Source organism: Mycobacterium sp. THU-M104 (assembly GCF_049197365.1).
In the GTDB taxonomy this organism is placed as follows: Bacteria; Actinomycetota; Actinomycetes; order Mycobacteriales; family Mycobacteriaceae; genus Mycobacterium.
Map to the genome: position 1 here is coordinate 1 of NZ_JBMIOP010000204.1, position 2522 is coordinate 2522.

A 2522-nucleotide genomic window follows, 5' to 3' on the forward strand; every position below is an offset into this window, starting at 1 on the left:
CCGGCTGGGCGGCACCGCGCGCACCTTCGGCTTCCACCCGAGCCGCGCCCTGCCGCCGCAACAGGCTGAAGTTCTTCTCGCGCGCAGTCCTGAGCCGGCTCTGCAGCTCCTTCAGCTGCTGCTCGTCCATGCGCTCGAGAGCCGCGGTATGGCTTTTGCCGATCAACGCGGCTTCCTGCTGGCTCAGGTTCACAGAGTGTGTACTCACCATGATGTTATAGCCTGCGCCGGGCGGACCGGCGCGGCGAACCACGGACGGCACGCCGAAACGGCATGTCCGCGCCGCTTTCTGTTCACGTCTTTCTGTTCACGTCTTGCGCTATCTTGGGCCGCTCAGTTCCTCGGTGATGCACGGTTGCCGGGGATGTTCCGCCGTCGCGACGGCCGGTGGCCCTCACCCACCCGGCGGCCCGACGCCCAGCGGCCGGCAGATGTTGCCGCTCGGATCCCACCACTGCCCGGGCTCACAGGCCAGCGGCTGCGGCCCGACGCCCAGTGGGTAGCAGGCCTTGGTGAACGGCTCCCAATACTGTCCGGGCTCGCATTCCGCCGCGCTCTCCGCCGGCATCCAGATAATCGTGGCTGCCGTCGCCGCAGCCGCCAGCCTGCCGGCCGCCGACAACCGGCCCACCAGCGTGCGCATCGCAGATCCCGCGGAAAGCATGTAGCGGAATGCTAGCCGGGTGTCGATGCCTCGGCTCCGGTATCGCAGATGATGCCAGCGGCCGGGCAGAGGAGGAGTCGGCGCGGCCCGGGATGGCGCGACGCCCTTCCGGCCACCGGTCCCCCCGTCGGCGACGATGCGGCGATGGGGGAGCGTGAGTTCCATGACGACGATGCCGGTTGCATGGCTTGGCCGGCCCCAACCCCGGCGGCTACGGCGAACTGAAACGTCATGCATCAACCACCTCTGACGTGGGGCGGGCGGGGCTCGAACCCGCGACCTACGGATTATGAGTCCGCGGCTCTAACCAACTGAGCTACCGCCCCTGGTGCTAACTAGCTGCGGATATTGTCTCCGCTTCGTCGCACTCGGCTTCCGTATACAGCAGTGATGCCGCGACACTGTCGATCGCCTTGCCCAGCGCATTCGCCACACCGGCCATGCCGTCGCTTCGCAAGCGCCCCCAACGGCCGGGTGTCATGGTCGCTGTCGCGCATCCGACGAGCCTCTGCACGACCTCGACCTTAGCGCCCACGCCAATCGCCGATACCGTGGCGGTGCCGCGCGTGCACATGATTTTGATCCAGTCAGCGGCATTCGACTCGTGCAGCATCCACCCTCGCGGACCGCAGAAAGCACTACTGGTTCACTTGGAAGCTCCGAACTCATGGCTTACCCGGATCTTCCTGGTAGGGGACTGCATCGACACTTTCCCGGGATCGCTCCGGTGGCCGCCGCGAGCATTCGCCCGCTCACGGCACCGGTCGACCGCCGGGTGACCGGACAATCGCACCGCGGCGCGACCGCAGCAGCTGTGAGCCATCAGGAGCCGACGGCCCTGAGACGGCAGCGGAGGTACGCTCGTCAAGTCCCTCGAACTGAGGAAAGGTGCAGCGATGCCAAGGCCGAACCCCCCGGGCGCTGCCACATCTGCCCGCGTCGCGCCCGGTTGGATGTGGGGATCCACCAGCAGCTTCTCGCCGCCGTCGAGGGCCGGCGCGGAACAAGAGCCGCCGATTGCCTGTGCGAGGCCTGCGTGCTCGTCCTCGGCGTTGACGCGGCGGCGATTTCGCTCGTCTTCGATGGCACGAACAGCGGGACGCTGGGATCCAGCGGTGCGCCCGCCCGCGTGTACGACGAACTGCAGTTCAGCTTCGGCGAGGGGCCGTGCCTGGACGCCGTTACCCGGAGGGTTCCGATTCTGGCCGTGCGGCACCGATGAACATCGCCTCGGCGTTCGATACGACATTGCGGTGTGAGATCTGCACGGCCTTGGGCGATCCGGTAGAACCCGACGTCAACTGAAGCAGCGCAACGTCGTCTTCGTCGGTTTCGACCGGATCGATTGGGGCGCTGGCGAGCAGCCGCTCGATCGTCAGCACCCGGATACCCAGACCGGAAAGCAGTGGGGCGATGTCCATGAACGGTTTCGAGATGACACCCGTTACGGCACTGAGTATCTCGATAACGGCAATGGTCTCGTCGGCCCAGCGCCCAACGTCGGTGCGTGGCGTGGGCCGGTGGAGCATGGTGGGGCTGGCGCCGCACATCCAGATTCCCTGCCCGGCCGGCACAATCTCGACCGGAGCAGCAATCGAATCTCGATGCATGAGGCTCCGTGACGGGCAGGCAGAAAACACAACCCGTCAACTGTCGGGTGAGCCGGGTGTACAGATACGTTACGGCGGGTAGCTCGCGAAGATCGTTGCCGGACGCTTCCGGGAGGCTGCGGAGTCAACCGAGGTCATCGATACCGCAGGGCGGCTACCCGAGAAATTGCCAGACGCGATGGCTATCCGGACCGCCACACGGTCGGCGTCGGAGGTTGCGGACCCGCCGCCGCCCAATCACCACGGCG

General features: G+C 66.7%; 3 protein-coding genes, 1 tRNA gene and 2 pseudogenes. 1 reads left to right on the forward strand and 5 read right to left on the reverse strand.

What is annotated here, in order from left to right:
- From ACOJVU_RS16060 to ACOJVU_RS16075, 4 genes are all read right to left on the reverse strand, one after another.
- Positions 1-208: hypothetical protein (locus ACOJVU_RS16060; protein WP_421530677.1), on the reverse strand; the 208-nt coding region annotated here is incomplete at its 3' end.
- A 186-nt stretch (positions 209-394) separates the two neighbouring features.
- Positions 395-829 (reverse strand): hypothetical protein, encoded by a 435-nt coding sequence (locus ACOJVU_RS16065; protein ID WP_421530678.1) that lies wholly within the window; start codon positions 827-829, stop codon positions 395-397.
- An 87-nt stretch (positions 830-916) separates the two neighbouring features.
- A tRNA-Ile gene (locus ACOJVU_RS16070) sits at positions 917-990 on the reverse strand.
- A gap of 5 nt (positions 991-995) precedes the next feature.
- Complete coding sequence (locus ACOJVU_RS16075; protein ID WP_421530679.1) at positions 996-1277, reverse strand: hypothetical protein; 282 nt, start codon at positions 1275-1277, stop codon at positions 996-998.
- Between the two features lie 342 nt (positions 1278-1619).
- Here ACOJVU_RS16075 and ACOJVU_RS16080 point away from each other — a divergent pair.
- Positions 1620-1874 (forward strand): annotated as a pseudogene (locus tag ACOJVU_RS16080) (antitermination regulator); the annotation flags it as partial.
- 4 nt (positions 1875-1878) lie between these two features.
- Here the strand turns inward: ACOJVU_RS16080 and ACOJVU_RS16085 are convergent.
- Positions 1879-2259: pseudogene (locus tag ACOJVU_RS16085) on the reverse strand (AMP-binding protein); the annotation flags it as partial.
- Between the last annotated feature and the right edge of the window lie 263 nt (positions 2260-2522).

Bases quoted from the DNA above. Each gene is read 5' to 3' on its own strand.
- ACOJVU_RS16065 (WP_421530678.1), bottom strand. From the start codon at position 829: ATGGAACTCACGCTCCCCCATCGCCGCATCGTCGCCGACGGGGGGACC.
- ACOJVU_RS16075 (WP_421530679.1), bottom strand. From the start codon at position 1,277: ATGCTGCACGAGTCGAATGCCGCTGACTGGATCAAAATCATGTGCACG.